A 5,868-nucleotide genomic window follows, 5' to 3' on the forward strand; every position below is an offset into this window, starting at 1 on the left:
CTTCTTTTTCTGAAGAAAAAGAAGAAAAAAGACTTTCTTTCAGTTTGGCGACCCGCCTCAGGCCTGAGGCGGGACGCCAACTGAAAAAAGTTTTTTGGTTCTTTTTTTCAAAAAAGAACCGCTTCATGCCCTCTTCAGGCCGGCACGGGAATCCGCTGGGCCAGCGGGTCGAGCAGGGCCTCGATGGCGGTGGGGTCTTCCCATTGCAGGCGGATGCTCAGCACGGTGACGCGGCTGCGGAAGGCGGGCGGGATGCGGACATAGTCCTTGCGCGTCGTCACCGGGATGGCGCGCAGGGCCTCGGCCTGTTCCAGCAGGTCGCGCAGGTCTCCGGCATCGAAGGGGTAGTGGTCGGCATAGGGCACGCGCCCGGCCAGCACGGCGCCGCACTGGGTCAGGCTGTTGAAGAATTTCTGCGGGTTGGCGATGCCGCAGAAGGCAAAGACCGGCTGGCCCTGGAGCAGCTTCGCCTCTGGCCCTGGCACCAGCCGGGCGCGCAGCACGGGCAGGCCGGGCGGCAGCATGGCGGCGGCGCCGGCCTCATCCTCGCCGATCAACACGGCGGCGCGGCAGCGGTGGGCGGCGGCGGCGATCGGCTCGCGCAGCGGCCCGGCGGGGATGATGTGCCCATTGCCGAAGCCATAATTGCCATCGACGATGAGCAGGGAGAGATCCTTCTCCAGCCCCGGGTTCTGCAACCCGTCATCCATGACGATGGCCTGCGCCCCGGCGGCGACGGCGGCGCGCCCGCCGGCCTCGCGGTCCCCCGCCACCCAGGTGGGGCGGGAGGCGGCGAGCAGCAGCGCCTCATCCCCCACGGCCTGGCTGTCATGCTGCATGGGGTCCACCAGCACGGGGCCCTTCAGCCGGCCGCCATAGCCGCGCGTCAGGAAATGGGTGGCGGCGCCGCGGTTGGACAGGCGCTGGCCGAGATCGAGGGCGACCGTGGTCTTGCCGGCACCGCCGGCGGTGGCGTTGCCGCAGCAGATGACCGGGACGGGCGCCTGCCAGCCCGGCCGGGCCACGCGGCGCGCGGTGGCGGCCGCGTAGATCGCGGCGATGGGGGACAGCAGCAGGGGCGCAATTCCCCCGCTGCCCCCGCTCCAGAAGCCGGGGGCACGCATCCTGCTAAGACCTGTCCTTCTCCCTGGGCCCGTCCGTCTCCGGCGCGGGGCCGGCCTCGGCGGGCATGATGTCGAGGATCGCGGAGGCCAGTTTCCCCGGCAGGTGGGAGGCATCCTCGGCGACCGATGCCGCCGCCCGGGCCATGGCCTGGGCGCGACGCGTATCCGATAGCACGTCCGCCACGGCCTCGGCCAGCGTGGCCGCATCGCGCACCGGCAGGGCGCCGCCGCTCTCCAGCAGCCGCGCCGCCAGGGCCTGCACATGCCCGGTATGCGGCCCGATCAGCAGCGGGCAGCCAAGCCGCGCCGGCTCGATCGGGTTGTGCCCGCCCTTCGGTACCAGCGTGGCGCCCAGCAGCGCCACCCCGGCCAGCCGGAAGAACAGCCCCATCTCGCCCAGCGTGTCGGCGATGTGGATATCGCACCCGGCATCCGGCTGCCCGCCCGCGCTGCGGCGGGTGACGCCGCCATAGGGGGCCGCCAGCGCCGCCACCTCCGCCGCCCGCGCCGGGTGGCGCGGCGCGATCAGGGTGAGCAGGTCGGGGAAGCGGTTCCTCAGGATGCGGTGGGCTTCCAGCGCCGCCGCCTCCTCCCCGGCATGGGTGCTGGCGGCGAGGAAGACGGGCCGCGCGCCGATCAGCCCGCGCAGCCGGGCGAGTTCCGCCGGGTCCGCCGGCAGCGGCGCGGCGGCGGCCTTGAGGTGGCCCCAATGCTCCACCCGCGCGGCGCCGAGGGCGCGCAGCCGTTCCGCATCCTCGGCACTCTGCGCCACCACCAGCCGGAAGCGGCCGAGCATCTGGCCGATCAGCCCCGGCGCCCAGCGCCACAGCCGGGCGGAGCGCGGCGAGATGCGGGCATTGACCAGCACCGCCGGAATGCCGCGCCGCGCCAGGGCGGTGGAGAGGTTGGGCCACAGCTCGCTCTCGACGAAAATGGCGCCATCCGGCCGCCAGCCATCGAGGAAACGGGCCAGCCAGCGCGGCACGTCGAGCGGGGCGAAGCGGTGCGTCACCCGCCCCGACGCCTCGGGCGGCAGGCGCTGCGCCAGCATGGTGGCGGCGGTGACGGTGCCGGTGGTGACCAGCAGCCGCAGCCCCGGCCGCTGCTCCAGCAGGGCGCCGATCAGCGGCAGGAGGGACATCGTCTCCCCCACGCTGGCGGCGTGCAGCCAGAGCAGTGCTCCCGGCGGGCGCTCGGCGTGCCAGCCCTGGCGCTCGGCCAGGCGATCCGGCAATTCCTTGCCGATGCGGGCGCGGCGGCGCAGCCAGAAGGGCAGCAGCGGCCCCAGCGCCACCCCGAGCAGCCGGCCCGCCCCGGCGCCGAGGCTCATCGGCGGCCCTTCACAGCCGCATCCCCCCGGCGGGGCGGCCGGCGGCGGCCTCCCGCACCCAGGCATCGGCGGCGTCGCAGGCCGTGCTCAGCCCGGCCTCGATGGCGGGCAGGGCGCTGGCCGCATCCTCGCGCGGCACCGCCACCGGCGCGCCGCAGACCAGCACCCCGCGGCCGAAGGGTAGGGGCAGCATCATGCGGTCCCAGCTGGGCAGCAGGCGGTGGCGCGTGGTGGCGGCGGCGGCGGGCAGGATCGGCACGCCCCCCAGCGCCGCCAGCTGCGCCACCCCCTCCGCCGCCTTGCGGCGCGGGCCGCGCGGGCCGTCGGGGGTGATGGCCACCGGGCTGCCCTGGCGCAGCACGCGCAGCAGCCCGAGCATCCCCGCCGCCCCGCCGCGCGTGGAGGAGCCATGCACCATCACCAGCCGGAAGCGCGCGACGATCGCGCCGATGAAGCGCCCATCCCGGTGGCGGGAGACCAGCACATGCGGCCGCCAGTCCTTGGCGCCGGGGAAGAGGCGGTGGGTGGCCGTCCACAGCATCGGCATCATCGGCAGGCGCTCGTGCCAGAAGGCGGCGATGACCGGCCGCCCCGTGCTGGCGAAGGGCGCGATGTGCTCATGCCCCAGCAGGGTCCACCGCGTGGTGCGGTAGCACAGGGCCAGATAGGCGCCGAGCAGCCCGGCCAGGATGGCCTGCGTCCTCGGGTGGCGGATCAGGGAGCGGAGCATGGCGGCGTGTTACGGTCGGTCACGCAGGCGCCCCTAGCATGGCTCGCGGCGCGACGGAAACGCTCCGGGCGCGGGCTTGGCCTTTCGTAACCCGGCCGACACGTTGCGGCGCATGATCTTGAGAGGGGCTTCGCCCCTCTCAAACTCTCCCGACCAAAGGCCTGAGGCCTTTGGAAACCCATTTGTCAGAGCCAACTGAAGGTGGGTGCAGGGGACCCTGTCCCCTGCCCAAGGGAAAGAAAGGGGGGTGAGGGGGCAAAGCCCCCCCAAGGCCGGGTTTTCCAGAAGCCGCCGGGCGGAAAAAGGCCGGTGGCGCCTTCTGCCCCTGGCGGGCCGCGTCTAGGCTGGCCGGGATATGCAACGCCTCCTGCCCTATCTCCTCTGCCTGGCGCTGGCGGCGCCGGGCGGGGCGCTCTTCGCCTGGCTGCACACGCCCTTGCCCTGGCTGCTCGGCGCCATGACGGCCACCGCCGCCGGGCAGCTCTGCGGCCTCGGCCTGCGCGCCTGGAGGCCGGCGCGCAACGCCGCCCTGCTGCTGATCGGCGCCGCCCTCGGCCTCTTCTTCACGCCCGAGGCGGGGCGCCATCTGGCGGAACATGCCGCCCTGGTGCTCGGCGCCGCGCTGGCGACGCTGGCCATCGGGGTGCTGCTCTCCCCGCTGCTGGCGCGGCTGGGGCGGCTGGACCGGCCCACGGCGCTGTTCGGCTCCATCCCCGGCGGTGTGGCGGAAATGAGCGTGCTCGGCGAGTCCTATGGCGCCCGGCCCATCCCCGTCGCGGTCATCCAGATGCTGCGCGTGGTGGGGGTGGTGGTGATCCTGCCCAGCGCCTTCGCCGCGCTCGGCATCACCGGGCAGATCCCGGCGGCGGCGCTGGCCCGGCCGCTCTGGTGGCCGGGGCTGGCGCTGATGCTCGCCCTCGGCGGCGCCTGCACCTGGGTGCTGATCCGCCTGAACATCCGCAATGCCTGGCTGCTCGGCGCCCTCTTCGTCAGCCTGGGGCTGACCGCCAGCGGCCATGAACTCAGCGGCATCCCGCCCTGGATGACGGCGGCGGCGCAGCTCTGCATGGGCGCCGCCCTCGGCGCGCAGTTCGAGCGCCGGGCCTTCCGCGGCGGCACCCGCCTGCTGCTGGCGGCGGTGCTGCATGTGCTGCTGCTGACGGCGCTCTGCGCCGTGCTGGCGCTCGGGCTGTCCTGGGGGGCGGAGCTGGGGCTGGCCACCCTCATCCTGGCCACGGCGCCGGGCGGCGTCGCGGAAATGTCGCTCACCGCCAAGACCCTGGCGCTGGATGTGCCGATCGTCGTCGCCTTCCACCTCGTCCGCATCGCGCTGACGGCGGTGCTGGTGCAGCCCTGCGCGGAACTGCTGCGGCGCGGCGGCTATCTGTAGCGGGCGGGGAAGGCGCCGCCTTCCCCGCACCCCTTCCGCTGGGGAGGCAGGGCCTCCCCAGACCCCGCCGTCAGGGGGGGCGCCTTCAGGGGCGCCAGCTGCGGTGATAGGGGTGGCCGGCGCGGATGGCCTGGGCCCGGTAAAGCTGCTCGGCCAGCAGGCCCCGCACCAGGAAATGCGGCCAGGTCATCGGGCCGAGGGAAAGCCGCTGCTCGGCGCGGGCCTGCACGGCGGGGTCCAGGCCCTCGGCGCCGCCAATGACGAAGGCCAGCCCCTTGCCCGCCTGCTCCCAGCGTTCCAGCAGGGCGGCGAGGCCCTCGCTATCCGGCCTGTGGCCACCCAGGTCCATGGCCACCACCAGCGCCGCCGGCGGCAGGGCGGCGAGGATCGCCTCGCCCTCCCGCCGCCGCACCTCGGCGGCGGAGCCGCGCGCCTCAGGGATCTCCCGCAGGACGAGCGGCGGCCGCAGCCGGGCATTGTAGAGCGCGAAGAGATCCGCCTCCGGGCCGGATTTCATCCGGCCCACGGAGACCAGCAGGGGCGCGCGGCTCAGCCCCGCGCCTCCTCGTCATCCTCGTCCTCGTCTTCCTCATCCTCGTCGTCATGGTGCAGGCTGCCGCCATTCACCTGCGCGCCGGAGAGGATCAGGTCGTCATCCAGATCATCTTCCTCCTCCTCGGCGATCTCGTCAGCCAGGGGGAGCGAGGGGGGGAGCGGCGCGGGCATGGTGCTGTCCTCGCCGGGGGGCGGGCTGTCCGGGCCCCACATCTTCTCGATGCGGTAATTGGCGCGCGCCTCGGGCTTGAACAGGTGGACGATCAGGTCCCCCGCATCCAGCAGCACCCAGTCCGGCGAGGTCTCGGTGCGGATGCGGCGGATGCCATGCTCGGCCAGCGTCTTCTCCAGATGCCCGGCCATCGCCTGGATCTGCCGGTCGGCGAGGCCGGTGGCGACGATCATGCGGTCGGCGAAGGCGGCGCGGCTGGCGACATCCAGCACCACCACATCTTCGGCCTTGTCATCCTCCAGGCTGCGCACGGCGGCCTGCACGATGGCGTCGATCTGCGGCGGGGTGAGCTTCGCGGCCTTCGGGCCCTTCAGCTTCTTCGTCGCGGCGGGCTTGGCGGCGGTGGCCTTGGCCGGCTTGGCGGCGGGCTTCGGCGTCACGCTGGCGGCGGGCCGGGCCACCTTGGCGGCGGCGGCGCGGCTGGCCGCCTTCGGCACGGCGGCGCCGCGCGTGGCCCTGGCGGCCATCCCGGCGGATTGTCCTGCTTCCATGGACAATCTGTCCGTT

5 protein-coding genes and 1 pseudogene are annotated in these 5,868 nt (G+C 73.7%); 1 reads left to right on the forward strand and 5 read right to left on the reverse strand.

What is annotated here, in order from left to right:
* Positions 1-134: 134 nt before the first annotated feature.
* The 3 genes from lpxK to NON00_RS23895 are packed head-to-tail and all read right to left on the reverse strand — an operon-like array spanning position 135 to position 3,184.
* On the reverse strand, positions 135-1,124 hold the full coding sequence (lpxK, locus tag NON00_RS23885; RefSeq protein WP_256025294.1) for a tetraacyldisaccharide 4'-kinase: 990 nt from the start codon (positions 1,122-1,124) through the stop codon (positions 135-137).
* Positions 1,125-1,128: 4 nt separating this feature from the next.
* Positions 1,129-2,454, reverse strand: a complete 1,326-nt coding sequence (locus NON00_RS23890) for a 3-deoxy-D-manno-octulosonic acid transferase (RefSeq protein WP_256025295.1) — start codon at positions 2,452-2,454, stop codon at positions 1,129-1,131.
* A 10-nt stretch (positions 2,455-2,464) separates the two neighbouring features.
* The gene (locus tag NON00_RS23895) at positions 2,465-3,184 is read right to left on the reverse strand and encodes a lysophospholipid acyltransferase family protein (RefSeq protein ID WP_256025296.1); all 720 of its coding nucleotides are present in this window, start codon (positions 3,182-3,184) and stop codon (positions 2,465-2,467) included.
* A gap of 355 nt (positions 3,185-3,539) precedes the next feature.
* Between NON00_RS23895 and NON00_RS23900 the strand changes: the two genes are divergently transcribed.
* On the forward strand, positions 3,540-4,574 hold the full coding sequence (locus NON00_RS23900; protein ID WP_256025297.1) for an AbrB family transcriptional regulator: 1,035 nt from the start codon (positions 3,540-3,542) through the stop codon (positions 4,572-4,574).
* Positions 4,575-4,659: 85 nt separating this feature from the next.
* Here NON00_RS23900 and NON00_RS23905 read toward each other — a convergent pair whose 3' ends face one another.
* Both NON00_RS23905 and rsfS read right to left on the reverse strand, forming a co-directional pair.
* Positions 4,660-5,109 (reverse strand): 23S rRNA (pseudouridine(1915)-N(3))-methyltransferase RlmH, encoded by a 450-nt coding sequence (locus NON00_RS23905; RefSeq protein ID WP_256025298.1) that lies wholly within the window; start codon positions 5,107-5,109, stop codon positions 4,660-4,662.
* 218 nt (positions 5,110-5,327) lie between these two features.
* A pseudogene (gene rsfS / locus NON00_RS23910) lies at positions 5,328-5,828 on the reverse strand (ribosome silencing factor); the annotation flags it as partial.
* Positions 5,829-5,868 lie beyond the last annotated feature (40 nt).

This window comes from Roseomonas sp. GC11, assembly GCF_024437745.1.
Classification (GTDB): domain Bacteria; phylum Pseudomonadota; class Alphaproteobacteria; order Acetobacterales; family Acetobacteraceae; genus Pseudoroseomonas.

What these genes read in the sequence shown, in the direction of transcription:
- NON00_RS23900 (WP_256025297.1), top strand. Translation starts at nt 3,540, where the DNA reads ATGCAACGCCTCCTGCCCTATCTCCTCTGCCTGGCGCTGGCGGCGCCG.
- lpxK (WP_256025294.1), bottom strand. Translation starts at nt 1,124, where the DNA reads ATGCGTGCCCCCGGCTTCTGGAGCGGGGGCAGCGGGGGAATTGCGCCC.
- NON00_RS23895 (WP_256025296.1), bottom strand. Translation starts at nt 3,184, where the DNA reads ATGCTCCGCTCCCTGATCCGCCACCCGAGGACGCAGGCCATCCTGGCC.
- NON00_RS23890 (WP_256025295.1), bottom strand. Translation starts at nt 2,454, where the DNA reads ATGAGCCTCGGCGCCGGGGCGGGCCGGCTGCTCGGGGTGGCGCTGGGG.